General features: G+C 23.2%; 14 protein-coding genes. 13 read left to right on the plus strand and 1 reads right to left on the minus strand.

Annotated features, from left to right (window positions below):
• The 7 genes from ACR34G_RS01860 to topA all read left to right on the plus strand — a co-directional run bounded on the left by ACR34G_RS01860 (position 1) and on the right by topA (position 6,763).
• The gene (locus ACR34G_RS01860; protein WP_436359116.1) at positions 1–735 is read left to right on the plus strand and encodes a TlyA family RNA methyltransferase; all 735 of its coding nucleotides are present in this window, start codon (positions 1–3) and stop codon (positions 733–735) included.
• On the plus strand, positions 728–1,879 hold the full coding sequence (locus ACR34G_RS01865) for an aminotransferase class V-fold PLP-dependent enzyme (RefSeq protein ID WP_436359117.1): 1,152 nt from the start codon (positions 728–730) through the stop codon (positions 1,877–1,879). Before ACR34G_RS01860 ends, ACR34G_RS01865 begins: the two co-directional genes overlap by 8 nt.
• A gap of 1 nt (position 1,880) precedes the next feature.
• Complete coding sequence (locus ACR34G_RS01870) at positions 1,881–2,318, plus strand: iron-sulfur cluster assembly scaffold protein (protein ID WP_436359118.1); 438 nt, start codon at positions 1,881–1,883, stop codon at positions 2,316–2,318.
• Between the two features lie 177 nt (positions 2,319–2,495).
• Positions 2,496–3,368, plus strand: a complete 873-nt coding sequence (rpsB, locus tag ACR34G_RS01875; protein WP_436359119.1) for a 30S ribosomal protein S2 — start codon at positions 2,496–2,498, stop codon at positions 3,366–3,368.
• Positions 3,369–3,371: 3 nt separating this feature from the next.
• Positions 3,372–4,280 (plus strand): translation elongation factor Ts, encoded by a 909-nt coding sequence (gene tsf, locus ACR34G_RS01880; protein ID WP_436359120.1) that lies wholly within the window; start codon positions 3,372–3,374, stop codon positions 4,278–4,280.
• A gap of 75 nt (positions 4,281–4,355) precedes the next feature.
• Complete coding sequence (gene hpt / locus ACR34G_RS01885; RefSeq protein ID WP_436359121.1) at positions 4,356–4,907, plus strand: hypoxanthine phosphoribosyltransferase; 552 nt, start codon at positions 4,356–4,358, stop codon at positions 4,905–4,907.
• A 23-nt stretch (positions 4,908–4,930) separates the two neighbouring features.
• Entirely contained in the window at positions 4,931–6,763 is a 1,833-nt protein-coding gene (gene topA / locus ACR34G_RS01890; protein WP_436359122.1) for a type I DNA topoisomerase, read from the plus strand.
• A gap of 26 nt (positions 6,764–6,789) precedes the next feature.
• On the opposite strand, the gene ACR34G_RS01895 is transcribed toward topA, so the two are convergent.
• On the minus strand, positions 6,790–7,803 hold the full coding sequence (locus tag ACR34G_RS01895) for a YhjD/YihY/BrkB family envelope integrity protein (protein WP_436359123.1): 1,014 nt from the start codon (positions 7,801–7,803) through the stop codon (positions 6,790–6,792).
• A gap of 113 nt (positions 7,804–7,916) precedes the next feature.
• On the opposite strand from ACR34G_RS01895, the gene ACR34G_RS01900 reads away from it, so the two are divergent.
• The 6 genes from ACR34G_RS01900 to ACR34G_RS01925 all read left to right on the plus strand — a co-directional run bounded on the left by ACR34G_RS01900 (position 7,917) and on the right by ACR34G_RS01925 (position 18,895).
• Complete coding sequence (locus tag ACR34G_RS01900) at positions 7,917–8,678, plus strand: DNA-processing protein DprA (RefSeq protein WP_436359124.1); 762 nt, start codon at positions 7,917–7,919, stop codon at positions 8,676–8,678.
• A complete protein-coding gene (locus tag ACR34G_RS01905) occupies positions 8,672–8,971 on the plus strand; it encodes an Mbov_0395 family pilin-like conjugal transfer protein (RefSeq protein WP_436359125.1) in 300 nt (99 codons plus the stop codon). The genes ACR34G_RS01900 and ACR34G_RS01905 overlap by 7 nt, the downstream gene beginning before the upstream one ends.
• Entirely contained in the window at positions 8,971–10,167 is a 1,197-nt protein-coding gene (locus tag ACR34G_RS01910) for an Mbov_0396 family ICE element transmembrane protein (protein WP_436359126.1), read from the plus strand. The genes ACR34G_RS01905 and ACR34G_RS01910 overlap by 1 nt, the downstream gene beginning before the upstream one ends.
• On the plus strand, positions 10,154–12,781 hold the full coding sequence (locus ACR34G_RS01915) for an Mbov_0397 family ICE element conjugal transfer ATPase (RefSeq protein WP_436359127.1): 2,628 nt from the start codon (positions 10,154–10,156) through the stop codon (positions 12,779–12,781). The genes ACR34G_RS01910 and ACR34G_RS01915 overlap by 14 nt, the downstream gene beginning before the upstream one ends.
• Entirely contained in the window at positions 12,771–16,745 is a 3,975-nt protein-coding gene (locus ACR34G_RS01920) for an Mbov_0399 family ICE element protein (RefSeq protein ID WP_436359128.1), read from the plus strand. The genes ACR34G_RS01915 and ACR34G_RS01920 overlap by 11 nt, the downstream gene beginning before the upstream one ends.
• Positions 16,746–16,831: 86 nt before the next feature.
• The gene (locus tag ACR34G_RS01925) at positions 16,832–18,895 is read left to right on the plus strand and encodes a PTS fructose transporter subunit IIABC (RefSeq protein WP_436359130.1); all 2,064 of its coding nucleotides are present in this window, start codon (positions 16,832–16,834) and stop codon (positions 18,893–18,895) included.

Below are 18,895 nucleotides of genomic sequence, written 5' to 3' on the forward strand. Positions count from 1 at the left end.
ATGTCTAAATTAACTCTTTTACAACTTTTAGAACAAAAAAATCTTAAAAACGCTGAAACTCTTATTAGGATGGGTAAAGTCAAAGTTAATGGTGAAATTATTTTTATTCCAAGTACTAAAATTTCTTTTGAAAAAGATAAAGTAGAAGTTTTTGAAGAAAAAAAAGAATGAGTTTCTAGAGGGGCTTATAAATTGCTAGAAGCTATTAAACTTTTTAATTTAAATTTTCAAGATAAAACAGTTTTAGATATTGGTTCTTCAACTGGTGGATTTACAGAAGTTAGTTTAAAACATGGTGCAAAAAAAGTTTATTCATTGGATTCTGGAACAAACCAACTTGACTACTCATTAAGAACGAATACAAAGGTAATTCCTTTAGAAAAGACAAATTTAAAGTCAATTTCATTTGAACTTTTTAAAGAAAAAATGGATATCATAGTTTGTGATGTTTCTTTTATAAGTTTAAAAGAAGTGTTTAAGGTAATAAAAGAAATCGTGACATTAAATACAGATATTATGTTATTGATAAAACCACAATTTGAAGCAAGTAGTAAATATGTGGAAAAAGGTGGTTATGTTGACGAAAAGTATCATCAATTTTTAATAAATAGAGTTGTTGAATACGGAAAAGATAATGGTTTTGAACTTATAAAAATTTTCAAATCGCCAATTTTAGGCAATAAATCTAAAAATATAGAATATATAACTTTATTTAAAAGGAGTCAATATGAATAACTACAAAAAATTATTTCCTATGTTATCAAAAATAACATATTTTGATAATGCAGCTTTAGCTCAAAAACCTTTATCAGTAATAGAAGCGGGTGTAGATTTTTATTCAAATTACTCAATAAGTACTAGAACATCAGATTCAAAAATAGGAATCCAGGTTTTAAAAAAAGTGGAAACTGTTAGAAAAAAAATTGCCAAACTTATAGATGCTAAAAAAGATGAAATTATTTTTACATCAGGAACAACTGAATCGATTAATGTATTTGCATTAATGTCTAAACAACTTTTAAAAGCAAATGATGAAATCCTTTTATCATTTTATAATCATTCTTCTAATATAGTTCCTTGAATCGAAATAGCTAAAGAGTTAAATTTAAAAGTAAAATATTCAAAAAACCTTTTAGAAGATATTAATAAAAATACTAAAATTATTTGCTATTCTCAAGTTACAAATAACATAAACCAAAATTTTAATTCTACTGAAATTTATAAAAAAGCAAAAGAAGTAAAAGCAATAGTGTTCAATGATGCTGCTCAAGCAATTGCTCATGACAAAGTTTCTTTTAAAAATTCAGATATAGTAGTTTTTAGTGCAAATAAAATGTATGGACCTACAGGTTTAGGAGTTTTAGCAATAAAAAGTAAAATTTTAAATAAAATTAACCCTGTTATTTTTGGTGGTGGAGCAGTTGAAAAAATAGATAAATCTAATAATTGAACTCGAAAAAGCGGAATTAGTGCTTTTGAACCAGGAACTATGAATTTAGCGGCAATTTGACAATTAGATAAAGCAATTGATTTAATTAACGAAGTTTCAATTGAAAAAATTCATAATTTAAATTTAGAAGTAGCTAATTATTTATATGACCAATTATCAACAATTGAAGGTATAAATATATCATCTAAAAGGGGTGATTTTATAACTTTATTTAACATAAAACAATATGCACCACAAGATATAGCTTCTTATTTAGGTCATAAAGATATATATGTTAGAAGCGGAAATTTTTGTTCAAAACTTCTTTCTGAAGTAGAAAATGAAAATAATTATGTAAGAATTTCTGTAGCTTTTTATAATGATAAAACAGATGTAGATAAATTAGTACAAGCACTAAAAGAAGGAGGAGACTTTTTAAGTTTTATATAAAATGGACGCAAATCAAAAAAGAAAATTAATAATGGATCATTACTCTAATGCAAAAAATAAAGTTGCAGAATTACCAAACTGAAATAATAATTATTTACATAGTTCTAATTGTGTTGATGAAATTTGATTAGCACTTAATTTACAAGAAAATACAGTAATAGATGCTAAATTTAAAGGTATAGGCTGTGCAGTTTTTTTATCTTCAGCAGATATTTTTCTTGACATTATAAAAAACAAAACAATTATAGAAATTAAAGAAATCATCGAAATTTATAAAAGTTTAATAAATCAAAAGAAAAATGTTGATAATTTAGAAAAAATAGGAAATTTAGTGGCGTTTAATGATGTTAAAACTCACTTAAATAGGCTAGAATGTGCTTCAATGATTTATAAAGTAGTGCTAGATAATATTGAATCATGAGTAAATAAAGGAAAATAAACAAAAGAAAGAAACTTAATTTAACTTCTTTCTTTTTATATTGAAAAAATTTGGTAAAATTTAATATATAAAATTTAAAAAATAAAAAAGCACTATAATGAATTCATTTGGGTGTGCTTGAGAAAAGTGCCAAATGTTCGAAATTATAGGAAGAATAACAAATAAAAAGAGGAAAAAATGTCAGAAAAAAAAGAAATGCATCACAATGCAAAAGAAACACATTCTCAATCAAATGAAAGAGAAATTGTTTCAAAACAAAAATTATTAGAAGCTGGAACTTATTTTGGTCACAAAGCTTCACAATGAAATCCTAAAATGAAACCATACATTCATACAAAAAAATTAGGAACACATATTATTGATATCTTAAAAACTCAAAGAGCTTTAGAATTTGCTTACAAATTAGTTTATAAAGCAGCACAAAAAGGAGCTTCATTTATTTTTGTTGGAACAAAAAGACAAGCTAAAAAAGCAGTTGAAGAGCAAGCTTTAAGAACAAATTCAATTTATGTTTCTGAAAGATGATTAGGTGGAACTATTACAAATAATAGAACTATTTTTTCAAGAGTTAGACAAATGGAAGACTTAGAAAAATTAGCAGAAACTAACTTTGAAGGTTACACTAAAAAAGAAGGAGTTTTAAAAACTAAAGAACTTCAAAAATTACACAAAAATCTTCAAGGGATTAGGGAGATGAAAAGACTTCCAGATGTAATGATTATTGCTGATCCTAAAAATGATTTAATTGCTATTAAAGAAGCAAAAAGAAAAGGAATTAAAGTTATTGGTATTTTAGATACAGACGCAGATCCAGAATGAGTAGATTTTGGAATTCCTGCAAACGACGATTCTGTAAAATCAATTACATTAATTTTAACAATTTTAGCAGATGCTATTGTTGCTGCTAAAAATGGAAAACAATTATTTGCATATCAAGAAGATGAAAAAGTTATTTTACCTGAAGATCCAGAAAAAGAAAAAAGAGAATTTCAAAGAAGAAATAACTTCAAAGAAAATGCAAATAAAGTAGAAAAAGTTGAAAAGGAGTAAATAATGGAAAAAGTTAATACAATGGCTCTTATAAAAGAGTTAAGAGAAAGAACAGATGCTCCTATGGTGGATTGTAAAAAAGCTTTAGAAGCTTCAAGTTGAAGTGTTGAAAAAGCAATTTTATGATTACAAGAAAACGGAAAAGCTAAAGCAGCTAAAAAAGCAGGAAGAATTGCTGCAGAAGGTTTAGTATCAGTAGCAACAAATGGAAAAGCTGCTGTAGTTTTTGAAGTAAATTCAGAAACAGACTTTGTTGCACAAAATAAGCAATTTATTGATTTAGTTAATAAAATAGGTCAAGTGCTTTTAAAAGGGGATTTTTCTTCTAATGAAGAAGCAACTCATTTAAAAGATGAAAACGGAAAAACAATTGAAGAGTTATGTGTTGATGCAACTGCAACAATTGGTGAAAAAATTGCTTTTAGAAGAGCTAAAAAATTATCTGCATCTGAATCACAAAGAATTGGTTCATACATTCATACAAACGGAAGAGTTGCATCATTAGTTTTAATTAACGGAGAAAATGAAGAAGCTGCTAAAAATGTTTCAATGCACGTTGCTGCTATGAATCCAGAGTATGCTCTTGTTTCACAAGTTCCAAGTTCTGAAGTTGATAAATTAACTAAAGAATTTACTTTAGAAATTGAAAATGATCCAAAAAATTCTAAAAAACCAGAGAACATTAAACAAATGATGATTAATGGTAAAGTTGAAAAAGAACTTGCTAAAATTGTTTTAGAATTACAAGAATTTGTAATGGACAGCAGTTTTAAAGTTAAATCATATTTAGATTCTAAAAAATCTTCTTTACTAGAAATAGTTCGTTTTGAAGTTGGGGAAGGTATTGAAAAACAAGAAACTGATTTTGCTGCTGAAGTAGCTGCACAAGTAGCTGAAGCAGCAAAAAAATAATATTTTAAAAAATTAGGACAAAAATATTTCCTAATTTTTTATTAATAAATTTAAAAAAAGGATTTTATAAATAAAATGGAAATTGACAAAAGAATAAAAAAAGTGTTATACACAAGAGAACATCTTGAAAAAACAATAAAGGAATTAGCTAACTGAGTTAATGAAACATATAAAGAGTCCAAGGATTTAGTTATTATAGGTTTACTAAAAGGTTCATTACCTTTTCTTGCTCAATTAATTAAAGATATAAAAGTTGATCATATTATTGATTTTATGACTTTATCTTCATATGCAGGTGGGCAACAATCAACTGGATCTGTAAAAATAATTATGGATTTAGCTCATGATATTGTTGGGAAAGATGTTCTAATTACAGAAGATATCATTGATTCAGGGATAACAATTGAAAAAGTTGTGGAATTATTAAAAGCTAAAAAACCAAAAAGTTTAAGAGTTTTAACTTTATTGAATAAACCAAGCGGAAGACAAACAAATTATAATCCAGATAAATTTGGTATTGAAGTTCCTAATGAATTTTTAGTTGGTTTTGGGTTGGATGTAAAGGAAAAAATGAGAAATTTACCATATATTGGAGTTTTTGATGAAAAAAGTTTTGATGATATGTAAATATTCTTATATAATTAAATAATATGAAAAAAATAGTAATTGTTGAGTCACCAAATAAAATTAAAACAATTCAAAAATATTTAGGAACCGATTATCAAGTTATGGCTTGTAATGGGCATATTTTTGAAATGAAAACAAGCGGTATTTACGGTTTAGGGATCGATTTTGAAAATTGAGAACCCATTTATAAAGAAGATATAAAGAAAAAAACTATTATTAAAGAATTGAAAAAAGCTGCAAAAGAATCTGATGAAGTTTTAATCGCAACTGACCCGGATCGTGAAGGAGAAGCGATTGGATATAATTTAGTTGAAGCATTGAATATTGAAAATAAATATCAAAGAATTAAATATAATGAAATCACAGAAGAAGCTATAAAAAACGCTATTAATAAACCTTTAATGATTGATCAAAATTTAATTAATTCACAAAAATCAAGAAGAATGCTCGATAGAATAATTGGTTTTAGATTATCCAACTTATTAACAAGAAAAATTCAAAATGCAAGAACAAACCCTTCAGCAGGAAGAGTTCAATCCATTGCACTTAAATTAGTTGTAGATCGTGAAGAAGAAATCAAAAAATTTATTCCAACTAAATACCACACAATAAAAGCAACATCAGATAATAATTTAGAGTTTAGTTTCTTTTATAAGGACAAGAAAGAATTTGAAAATTCTGAATGAATTAGTAATTTTAACATTAATAAAATAATGTCAGAATTAAAAGGTGATTTAGTTGTTAAAAATATAAAAATAACAAGAAAAGCAGATGCTAAAATTACACCTTTAAAACAATCTACTTTGTTTAAAAAAGCAGGTATGTCTTCTAAGTTAGTAACAAAAGTTTTACAAGAACTTTATGAAGGTATTGATGAAAGTGGTGGATTAATTTCTTATCCAAGAACAGATTCAACTAGATTAAGTCAAACATTTATAAATAACGCTAAAAGTTATGTAGAGAAAAAATACGGAAAAAACTATGTTTCTAATACTGTAAAAGGGATTTCTGGAGATCAAGATGCCCACGAAGCCATTAGACCTACAGATTGAACATTAACACCTGATATGGCTAAAGTTAAATTTAATTTAAATGATTCACAATATAAAATTTATAATTTAATTTATAACATTTCTTTACAAGCTGTTATGGAAACACCTATTAGAGAAATCGTTCGTTATGAATTCGAAAATAACGGACACTGATTTAAATTAAGTTCTTCCAAAGTAGTTTTTGATGGATATTTTTCTTTAATAGGTCGTGATAAAGATGATTTTATCCCTGATTTTAAGAAAGGTGAAATTGTAAAAGTTAACGAATACATTCCTTCTGAAAATCAAACAAACCCACCAAGCAGATATAATGAAGGTTCTTTAATTGAAGCTATGGATGAAATTAAAGTAGGAAGACCATCCACCTTTTCATCAACAGTTTCTGTTTTAAAAGATAGATTTTATGTTGAATCTAAAAATAATGCATTAATACCTACGGATTTTGGTTATGCTGCTTTAGAAGTTTTAAAAGATTCAGTTCCTAAAATTATTCAAGAAAAATACACTTCTTCTATTGAAGAAGAATTAAATGAAATTGCAGAAGGTAAAGAAGATTACAAATCTTTTATGAATACTTTCTGAAATGATTTTCAAGAAAAAATGGCTGATTCAGAACAAAATAATAAAAAAGTGCAAATTCCACTGGAATATACAGGGGAAAATTGTCCTGAGAATGAAGCACCTTTAATTTATCGTTATAATAAGAAAAACGGTCAAAGATTTATTGGATGTTCTTCATTTCCTGAATGTAAATTTATGAAACCTGATCCAGACGCTAAAAAGGTTTTTAGACGTAAAAAATAAACAAAAACACAGAATTTTTCTGTGTTTTATATTTTTGTTTTTTGAAATTTATATTTATGTTTAGTAATTTGACTAAATAAACTCTTATAAAATGCTTCGTTTATTATAACTCCAAAATATAACAAGTATGAAATATATAAACAAAATGTAGAAAGATATAAAAAAGTAGCTAATGTTCCAAACTTATCATAATTAATAAATTTTGCTGATGCTAGAAAACCAAAAATAATTGAAAATAAAGTTGAAGATAATGCACTAATAAAAGTTCCTGGCAAAATTTGTTTAAAGCTAATTTTAAATACAGGGCTTATTTTTAAAGTAATTAATCATGTAATATAAAAAAACATAAATAAAAATATAATTGAAATTAAATAAAAAGACAAATCATATAATCAAATTTCTTCAATTTTACTTTTTAATGAAATAAAAATTAAAGAAGAAACACTTAAAAATAAAGATAAAATTGTTGAAATTATTATTACAATTAATATTCCTTTTAAACGATTTAAAAAGATATTTCCCGTATTTTTGTGATTATAAATAACAGATTGACTAGATATAAATTTTGCATAACCTGATGACGCAATTCAAAGCGATGAAATTAATAATAAAATAAAAGTAGTTGTTTCTCAAGTTGTGCTTGAAAAAATATTAAGTGTTTTTGGAATTGAATTATTAATTCCTGGAATATAACGATTTAAAATTTGTTCTAATAAAAAATCTTTGAGATTTTCTAAATTATTTGAAAATCAACCAAAATTAATAGAAGAAATAATTGAAAAACTAATAATAAGAATAGGTATAAAGGAAACAAAAAGATAAAAAGCAAATCCAGGTGGTAAAAAAGCAAATTCCACAGAAGCTAACTTATTAATACTTCTAGACACTAGAGTTTTAACTTCATCTTTTCTAGTTTTTCAAGTTTTAGGTCTTATAGATATTTTTAATATTATTAAAATAAAGAAATTTAAAAGTCTTTTTATCAAAAATTTATTTTTCTTTTTTATTAATTTGTCTTTAAATCAATTATTGTTTTTCATTGCTAAATTATACTATTTAGTCTTATAAATTTATGAAAAATTGCTCTTTTTTCCTAAATTAGTTTTTTTTATTATTTTTTATTAAAAAAAAGAAAATTTAAATGGAGGGAAAAATGAATAATATATTAATTTATTTTGCAATAAAATACTCAGGAAATTTTATGGAAATTTATAATGCTTTAAAAACATTAGAAAAAGTACCAGAAGAAGAACTGGAAAAAATAGATGATTTGGTCAAAAGTAAAGAAATAAAAGCAATTACTATAATGGATGAAGAATATCCTGAATCTTTTAAAATATTAACAAATCCACCTTTTGTTATATTTTATGAAGGAAATATAGAACTTTTAAAAAGAGAATGAAAAATGACTTTAACAGGTGATTTTCATAATGAAAAAATAGATGAATTTCTTAATCAATCATTACCAGAGGTTATAAAAAGACATACATTAGTAACTTGTTATTATAAAAACTTAGACATGAAAATCAATGATTTTTATAAACTAAAACAAGGTGAAACTATTTATATTTCAGCAAATGGGTTAAATAATCCTTATTTTGCCAACAAAGTGGATTTGGATGAAAAGACTTTAATTATTTCTGAATATCCAAATAATGTCAATATTTCAAAAAATAAATTGAGAAACAGAAATAGACTGGTTGCAGCATTGAGTGATGCACTTATAATTTATTCTTCAAAAACTAAAAGTGGAATAATGAATTTGGTTAGCAATTTTCTTAATGTCGGAAAAGAAGTTTACTGTTTTCCTGGTGACTTTAGCGAAGAAGATGGAAACTCTAGTTTAATAAAACAAGGGGCTAATTTAATAACTTCTGTAAAGGATGTCTATGAATTTAAGGAGAAAGAATGTTAAAGTTATTTGCTAGCGATAGTGGTGAAGTAATAATTAACGAAATTGCTGAAAAAACAAGTTCAATTGGTTATATTGTTTTATCTGCATTTGCAGGACTTGTAGGTTTTTTATTGATGATTGCAGCGATTTATACTGGTATAAAAATCGTTTATTCTATTGGTGAAAAAAGAAAAGCTAATATTGTACATTTTTTTATAATTTTAGTTATTTTTGTAGTTATAATCATAATTTTCGCTATTGGTGTAAATTTTGCAGTTGATATAAGTAAAAAAGCAGCTTCTGGAATATCATAATGCTAGATATAGTTGATAGAATTTTTTATTCTATTTTTTCATTTTTTTGGTTTGTTTTCATAACAATACCTTTTAAATTTTTATCTGTAATTACACAAGTTTTTAATTTTTTAAGCACGCCTTTAATTAATCTTTTATTTTTTGGCAAAGCTGCAGAGCAATTAAAGTATAGTGAGATTAAAATACCTATTGTTTTTAGTGCTTTTTTGATAATTAACAGCATTGTATTTATAGGAATTTTTATATCTGTTATTATTAAATTGTCATTCTCAAAGAAAAACGATAAAAATGTGAAAATTCTTAATCTTTTTAAGAATATAATACCTTCAATTTTATTAGTTTTTCTTATTCCACTTTTAAGTTTTATTGTTATTAATATATTTAATAGTATATTTAATATTTTGATTATAAGTTTTAATAGTAAAACTAATATAGCTAACAATATATTTTTAGCACTAAAACCAGAAGATATACAGGAAAGCATTTGAACAAAATTGACAAATAATAATTCTTATTCAGTTATTGATTTTGAAACTTATAAAAATCTTTCTGTTTCATCTTCACAATTGCTATTTTTTCCTGCAATAGTAGGTATTTCGTTAATAATTATTTTTATAAAAAGTGGTATAAATTTAGCTAATAAAACATTTCAATATTTCTTTTTATTTTTAATTTCTCCGTTTATCTTTTCAACAATTTTAATGGATGAAGGTAAGAAATTTTTATATTGAAAAAGAAGTTTCTTTTCAAAACTTATTTCTATTTTTGTTTATTTAGTGATTCTGAATATTTTTTCTTTTTATGCTATTTCTATAAATTCATGAATAACTGAAGTTAATAGTTTAAATTATTTTAGCAAAATGTTTATTTTAACTATTTTGTTAATAGGAGGTGCTATTTCTTGTAATAAGTTTTTAAAATATATTTCAATTTTAACAAATCAAGAATATAAAATAAAAGAAAATATAAAGGAAACTAATAGTGTTTTAAAAGAAATCAAAAATTTTATAAAAAATAAAGAAATAATTAAAAGTCAAAATGCAAATCTTAAAAATAATAAAACAGAGTTAACTAAATTTATTTCCATTGAAGAACTAAATTCAAAAAAAATATCTCTACAATTAGATGATATACATTTGAATAAAACATATAACGATATAACCACTAATTTGAAAGGAAAAAATGCTTCAACCTAAAAGTATCAAAAAAAATAAAATATTGATAGCAAGAAATTTTTATTTATCTGATTTAATATTTCTTTTTTCTGAAATTATAATTTCTTTTTTTATAGGTTGATATTCTGTTCCAGATATTTTAAAATATAAAAAAATAATTTCAATTTCTATTATTTTTGTTTTATCATTGCTTTTTGCTTCTTTATTAATTTATATTCCATCACATAATGCAAGAATTTGAGTTATTCTATGAAGAATTATAATGTTTTGGACAGAAAATAAGAATTTTAGTAAAAGTTCTAAAAAAACAAACACAAATTTTTTTGTAAATTTAGATGATATAAATGATGATGGTCAAATTAAACTTAAAAATTTAATAGAAAATAAATATAAGTTTATATCAGTCATAAAATTTGATGGTTTGAATATTTGAACAAGAAACACTGAAGAAAAGAAATATTTTTTAGATCAGTTTGTTAGTTTTTTTAACACAAGAGAAGAAAAAATTTCTTTTTTAAAAGCAAGAAAAAATATAAATTTTTCTATAAATATTGATGAAGAAAAAGATTTTAAATTTGTAAATCAAGAAGTAAATTCATATATTGATAATTGTAAAGAAGATATAAAAAACCTTCAGAATTTTGAATTTGAAGATGAATATTTTCTTATTATATTTTCTTCAAAAAAAGAAAGTATAAATGAAGAATTAAAATATATTAAAGACTTTTTTGATAAACAAGAAATATCTAATAATACACTAAATAAAGAAAATGTTATAAAATTTTTATTTTCTTTTTTTAATCCTTTTGAAAATCTTTTAAATGATTTTTATGAAATTAATAGTAAAGAAAAATTAATTGATTTGTTAAAACCTAAAAAATTAGTTTTTAAGAAAAATCATTTTTCTGTTAACTCTTTTCAAGGTAAAATTAGCACCATTAATGATTTAGCATTAAATTTAAATGTAGGATGAGCTGAAACATTTTTCAATTCTAATAATTCTTGAATTATTTGACATTTATCACCTATAGCTTCCGAAGATTATGAAAAAATAATAAACGCTGCTAATAATAAAGTGCTTACCAGTATGGCATTTAATAAAAAATCTCAATATAGAAGCAAAAAAGAGTTAAAAAATATTGAAGCACTTGATGAATTATCTTATCTTTTAAATGTGGAAAATTATAAGTTATTTAAGACATCAATGCTTTTTTTAAATATTAATAAAAATTTAAGTGAATTAAAAAATGATGTAAATTTAGTTTTAAATAATTCAATAAAAAAGGAGAAATCAATAATGAATAAATTAAATTTTAGACAAATAGATGCATATAAAACCTTTTCTTTTTTAAATAATGATCAATTAAAAGAAAATATAGAAATGGTTTCAAGAAATATTGCTTATGCTTGACCGTTTACATTTGAAAAAAATATTGATAAAAATTCGTTTCTACTTGGAAAAAATAAAAAGCAATCTATAATTTGAGATATTTGAAAAAGAAATTTTAATCATACAAATTCAAATTGTATTTTTTTCGGTACTTCTGGTAGTGGTAAAACTACTACAATAAAAAAGATTATTTTAGATAATTATCTCAAAAATAATAGTTCAGTTATAATAATTGATCCACAAAGAGAATATCAAAATTTTAAAAATATGTTTCCCATTAGTTGACTTGATTTAGGTACAGGAAAAACAACTATAAATCCTTTACAAATGTTTGTTATAGATTATAAAAATATAGAAAGATCTATAACAAATCAAATAGTATTTTTTATAAATTGAATTAAAATATTATATCCAAATTTAACAGAAGAAAAAGAATACATACTTATAAAAGCGTTAAAAGAAATTTATAATAATTTAAATTTAAAAGATGATATAGTGAATTTCCCTATAATTAGTGATTTAATAATTAAAGTTAAGGAAATAAATTTTGATAAAAATTATAAAGAAATATATGAAAAAGAAAGGATAAAATTGCTAGAATGATTAAAAATTAATTTTGAAAATAGTGGAATTTATTCATCTAATTATAATGGTAAAACTAATTTGGATTTAAATTCAGATTTTATTATTATAGATGTAAAGACATTTACAGAAAATTCTACAAAAGAAAATTCCAATGCTTTTTTCTTTATGATTTTAAATTTAATTCAAACAAAAATAAACGATAATTTTTATAAAAATAAAAGAAAAAGTTTAGTTATTTTTGATGAAGTTCATAAATTTTTAGACCACAAAAACTTGCAAACATTAGACTTTATTTTTGATACTGCTAAAACCATAAGAAAATTTAAAGGTTCACTTATTTTATCTACACAAAATCCATCTGACTTTTCATTAAATGAAAATATGAGAAATAAAACTAATGGAATCTTAAAAAATATTCAATATAAATTCTTATTCAATTTACCTGGTGACGATATAAAAATAATTAATTCTTTATTTAATCCTTTTTCAAAAAATGAAAATTTTAATTTAATAAATGAATTTGATACTAACTTCTTATTAAATGCAAGAAAAGGAGAATCTTTACTTGTATCTTCTTTGAAAAAGAAAGTATATTTTAGAGTTTATTATAACGAAATAGAGAAAAATATGCTAATTAATATGGAGAATAATGAAAATTAATAATTTTTTATTAACAACTGTTCCGTTTATACCTTTTATGATGTCATCAATGGAATTGAATGAACAAAACATTAGGGATAATTCAAAAACTAATCATAATTTTAATGAAAGATTTGTAACTGAATTTGAGTTTTCACCTAATTTAAGAGATTTATTAACTTATAGTGAATGAATAAGATCTTTCAATGAAATAAATTCAAATAAAAAACCATTTACTGTTTTTTATGATAGTTATAATTGAAATAGAAAATATGCTCAACATGAATACACAAATAAAAAAGGTGGTTTTGGATTATGAAGTTGAGTAAATTACTTAAATCCCAAATGATATGGAGCTAATATAAATATAGCTTCTGGTTTAGAAGGGTGAACATATCAAAATTTTAATTTTCAAAGAACGGAATTTATAGGATCTAAATTAGCTCCAAATGGTTTAAATCATGATGATGGTTCTTTTGCAATTCACAATTCTTATATTAGATATAATATTTTAAATAATCAACATAAACAGTTATATTTTTACTTTGGATTAGATAAGCAAAATGAAAATTTTCCTGATTTACAATTTTCTACAAGTGGTTCTAATGGTTTGAATATCAGTAAGTATGTTTTTGGCAAGTTAAATGAAAAAGTTGACGAATATAAAGAACGTTTTTCAACAAATAATAAAGAAATAAAAAGTTTTTTTATGGATAATTTAAAAGTAGAATTACAATTTTATTTAACCAATGGACAATTTAATGGCAATAATATAGATAATATTCATGTTAGATTAACAAATTTTAAAGTTAAATTATCTTTTAATTTTCACATTAATTATGATTTATTGAATGTAGACCATTATGAAACTTTAAAAAGTTTAAATATTATAAAAAATAGATTTTTTTCTAATTTTTTAACTAATAATTACTTAGAAATTAATACAGATACAGGTGCATCTAATGGTCTTTATACAGAAAAAAGAAGTAGTTCATTAAAAACAAATATTGAGTATTTAGAAGAAAAAATTAGAAAATTTAAAAGTAGTTATAATGATGTAAAGTTTGCAAACGATATCAATCTTCAATATAGAACAGTTAGAAAATCAAATATAGAAACTATCAATTTTTCTTTAAGATATAGAAATAAAATCACAAATTCAGAAAATATATTGAATTTAACTGAAAATACAACAATAAAATATAAAGAAACTGAAATTTTTAGAAGTCAACTTATGAAAGATAGACTAGTTATAGTTCCTGGTAAATATTTAGATATAACTAATTATAATTCATTAGAGTTGATAAATGATTCAAGAACTAGAAAAGCAAATGATAAAAATATAACTGAAACTTATGGTGGTCATTGAGTTTATAATACTCCAGTTAAAATAAATTTTAAAACCTTACCACAAGAAAATGAAATTCTTTACATTAACGATAGAAAGATAGATGTAATAAACAGAGATTTCTTCTATGACTTAAATTTTAACTACAAAGAATCTACAAATGCGGTCTATAAAATAGATTTGGTGAAATATGATAAAAGTGATATAAATAAAGAAAATAAAAATGAAATCTTCAGATGAACCGCTATTATTGAAATAGAAAATAACAATTTAGATTTAAAATTAAGGTGATTTGCTTGAGATCCAGCAAATAATAAAAATCAAAGAGATTTAATAGAACCTTTTTTAAAGGATTCAAACAATAATTTTATTTTAAATAACGATGGTTCAAAAAAGAAAAACCCATTTTATGACCCATTAATAGATAAAGAAACCGGAACTAAAAAACAGTTAGTTTGAGTTGATTATTCCAATAATTCAAATTTATTGCCTTATGAAACAATTTTTCTTCAAGATCCTATTGACAGTTTAGGAAAAATAAGAAATAAAAATTTTGAAAAAATAGGTTTTATTGCTGAAGCTGTTGTAATAGAAAAAGGGGTAAATTTAAAGGTAAATGATTCAACATCATCAAATAAAAGATTTAAAATTGACAATCAAAATAATGAATTTAATTTGATTGATGATAATGAAAATAACCATAATGGAACACCGATAAAAATAAGCGAAAATGAAAATAATTATTTTTCAAGTTCTGGAATTTGATTGTTTACATCAAAATTGCCAAAAGGATTAACAAATTATAAAATAGCACTAATTGGCAATAAAAAAAGTAATAACAATTTCACTTCAATTTTTGTAAATTCCAAGATTTCAAACTTTTTTGATACATTATATGGAAAACATTTATCTATTTATTTAAAAAATAAATATAAATTTAATGAAGAAACTATAAAAAATATAAATTATGAAAAAATAATAAAGTACTGACAAGAATATGTGAGCAGTTCCATAAATGGTTATTTTCAAAATACAATTTTAGAAAATACCATTGAAATAAATCCTTTAATTAACGAGGAAGGAATTAAACTTCAAGCTAAGTCAATAAATGAAAAAGACTTTGAAAGCAACAAAAATTTTTTTAATGAAAACATTTTGGATTTTGAAAACAAAGATAAAACCATATGAAAAATTGAACAATTAAAAACTAATAAAAATATTATTAAAATAAGTTTTGATATAAAAGAAGAAGTTTCCAATTCTGATTTTGTTATAAATAATAAATATTTTTACATTCCTGTTTCTTGAAGAACTGATTATTTACAAGAAATTGAGCATTTAAATAGTGCTGATAAAACTGAAATTATACCTTCTATAGATAAAGAATATATATCTAAAAATTTTTCTTTAGAACAGGAGTTAAATGCTAATTCTGAATGGTTCAATTTTGAAAATAAAGACAAAGTGAGTTATTTTATTGAAAAACTGGATGACAAATTAATTTTTAATTTTGAAGTTATTCACCATTTTCAAGAGCAATATTTTATAAAAAAAGAAAACTCCAGTATCGTTTATAAAATAAAAAGTAACACTAATTTTAAATTAGTTAAAAAGATGTTTAATAATTTTTCATCCAATAGTATTAATTTAGGAAATGAAACAAATAGTGAAAAAATTTTAGAAAAAATTAAAAATTTTTTAGCAGAAAATATCTCAAATAATTTTAATTATAATGAAGATTATTTCATTGAAAACGAAACTGAAAAAGTAGAAGAAATAATTAATTTAGCAAATAGAAATAAAGAAGATTTTATATATTTAAAAATAAAATCTAATCATAGTGATGAAAATAAAATAATAACTATATTCAATTTTGAAAATAAAACAAGAAAAATAAAGGAAATTTTGGATTTAAGCACTATAAAAATGGAAGATTTGATACTAAAATCTATTGATGAAATAGAGATTAAAAATAAAATAATTTCTTACATAAATACTTATTTTATTAATAATAATATTTCTTTTCCTAATGAATTAGAAATTGAATATTTTGATGAAAAAATTTTATCTTTAATTGCTCATAGAAACAAATTCATTTTTTTCAAAATAAAAGGAAAATATGACAATATAGTTAATTTTTCGACACTCAAAGTAAAAATAGAAAATATAGAAAATCAAAAATTAATTGATTTGAGTAATTATAAAATTCCTGAATTAAAGACTGAATTAGGAAATTATTTTGAGTTAAAAAATAAAATAATTAATTATATTAAAGATTATTTTAATGAATTTTTGTTTAATTATGAAAGTGATTATTTTATTTTAGATATAGAAAATAAAGAAAAAATAGAGAAATTGGTATCAAAAAGCGGTAGTAATATTTTGAATTTTGAAATAATTCCCAATTTAAATAATAAAGAAAACAAATTGGTTGGTAAAACAAGATTTTATGTCATAAATTTTTTGTCAAAAGAAAAGTTTAAAAACATAAAAGAAACTTTTAACAAAGAACAGAAAAATAATAAATCAAAAAAATTTAACTTTCTTTGATTAATACCTATTTTTGCTTTTTTAACCACTTCATCCACGTTAATAGGTATTAAATTTTATAAAAAATTCTTTAAATATAGAAAATAATTTGATATAACCATTATTTTTTTATATCATAATATGTTTCTTTATTTGGTATAATTAAATTCAAATTATACAAAGAAAGGAAAATTATGAAAATAAAAGATTTATTTAAAAATAAAGATACTATTTATTTAAATAAAGAATTTAGTTCTAAAAAAGAAGTTTTAAATTTCTTTTCTAAAGAACTTTATTCTAAAAAATACAGTGATAATCAAGAAACTGTTTTTAATTTATTTTTAAAAAGAGAAGAACAAGATTCAACTGGTATAGGTGACTATATTGCAGTTCCACATATGAGTGATGATTGTATTAAGGAATCAACTTTATTATTTGCAAGAGTTAATAATTTAGATTGAAATTCCATAGATGGAAAACCTGTTAAATACATTTTTGCTATGGCTTTTTCTAATCAACAAAGAGAAAATTCTCATTTAGATATAATGTCAAAATTAGCAAAATTTTTAACCAAACCTGATTTTATTGAATCTTTAGAAAGAATTCAAACAGTAGATGATTTTATGTTATTAATTGAAAAATATGAGCAAGAAAATGATAAAAATACAAATAATAACAATTTAAATCAAACATATGATATAGTTGCTGTAACCGCTTGTCCAACAGGAATTGCTCATACTTATTTAGCCGAGCAAAAATTAATTGAACAGGCTAAAAAAATGAATCTTTCAATAAAGGTAGAAACACAAGGTGCAGATGGAATAAAAAATCCTTTATCAAGTGCTGAAATCGAAAAAGCAAAAGGTGTAATTTTAGCTGTTGATAGAGAAATAGAAAAAGAAAAATTTGCCAACTGTTCTAATGTTATTGAAATTTCAACTCAAAAGGCAATACATAAACCAGAAGAACAAATTCAAAAAATTTTAGATAATAAAGGAACCAAAATTAAATCTGTTTCTTCTGGAAATAAAACTGAAAACGTAGAAGGGGAATTAAGTTTTAGTGGTTTTGCTAAAAAAATGCATCGTTCCCTATTAACTGGTATTTCATATATGTTACCTTTTATAGTTTTTGGTGGAATTATTTTAGCTATTGGATTCATTATTGATTTAATAGTAGGTAAAGCATTAGGTGTTGATATTCAATCTAACGGATTTTTAGCATCATTTGGATTTAATAACGGTGTTGCTAATCTATTTTTCAAAATAGGTAAAGTATCACTTGGATTAGCGGTTCCTGTGCTTACAGCTTATATTTCTTTTGCTTTAGTAGGAAGACAAGGGTTATTACCTGGTTTTGTGATCGGGACAATAGCAAGTGGAGGATTATCAGATACATATTCATTCTTGTTACCATCAATTACTAACTCAGGAGTAAATAATGCTGATAAATTTTTAGGAACTGGGTCAGGTTTTGTTGGTGGAATACTTGGAGCATTTTTTGTAGGTGCAATGATAATTGTATTTTCTAAATATGTTTTTGGAAAACTTCCAAAACATTTACAAGGAATTAAAAATATTTTATTTATTCCTTTATTTGGAACAATTGTTATAGCTTTAGCATTTTGAGTTGTTAACATAGTATTAATTTATGTAAATTTAGGTTTAGTATTATTTTTACAATTAATGCAAAATAAACCTTATTTAGCATGATTACTAGGACTAATTCTTGGTTCAATGATGGCAATTGACTTAGGTGGACCAATTAATAAAGCTGCATACATTTTTGGTACATTAACAATTGTAAATGGTCAATCTTCAGTTTCTATGGCTGCAGTAATGGCGGCTGGTATGGTTCCTCCTTTAGGAATTTCATTATCAATGTTTATTAGTAAAAAATTATGAACTAAAGAAGAAATTGAAGCTGGAAGAATTTCTAACATAATTTTTGGTTTATCATTCATTTCAGAAGGAGCAATTCCTTATACTTCACAAAGACCAAAAATATTAGTACCTGCTAACATTGTGGGTGGAGCAGTTGCTGGTATAGTTTCTGCACTTCTTGGTGTTAATATTGTTGCACCGCATGGTGGAATGTTTGTTGTCTTTTTAGCAAGAACACATCTATTTAATAGTTTTGGATTGCAAATTGGTTTAGGTATTGTATTTTGAATTTTAGCTATTTTACTTGGATCTTTTGCATCAGCATTAACAATAATTTTAATGCACAAATTTGCAAATAAAAAACAAGCTAAATAA

The organism is Mycoplasma sp. 480, from assembly GCF_051353065.1.
Taxonomy (GTDB): domain Bacteria; phylum Bacillota_I; class Bacilli_A; order Mycoplasmatales; family Metamycoplasmataceae; genus Mesomycoplasma_A.